Raw genomic sequence first — 273 nt, 5'->3', positions numbered from 1 at the left:
ATTAGCCAGCAAGTTGGTAATGTTGAAAACTCACTTTTATGGCAATGGGTCGATACTAAAACGAGAGTAGATAACAACCGCTTTGAAAACCAAACCGATAGCTATCATTTAGTTAATTTAAGTTCTAAAACAGTGTGGGATGCATTTACGCTAAGTGTTGAGGTAACAAATTTATTTGATCAGTATTACCAACTACCATTAGGTGGGGTTAGCATTGCTGGGTTTAAACAAGATAACGCAACCGGCTTTACACAATTAGCAGGACAAGGAAGA

General features: G+C 37.4%; 1 protein-coding gene. It reads left to right on the top strand.

The window, feature by feature from the left end; translation table 11 throughout:
• Window positions 1–273 (top strand): hypothetical protein (locus tag AAEY78_RS13055; RefSeq protein WP_352339736.1); only part of this gene is annotated, 273 nt, incomplete at both ends.

This window comes from Psychrobacter sp. 16-MNA-CIBAN-0192, from assembly GCF_040309565.1.
Taxonomy (GTDB): Bacteria; Pseudomonadota; Gammaproteobacteria; order Pseudomonadales; family Moraxellaceae; genus Psychrobacter.
The sequence above is the reverse complement of the archived record's forward strand: the minus strand, read 5'-3'. Positions and strand labels throughout refer to the sequence as shown.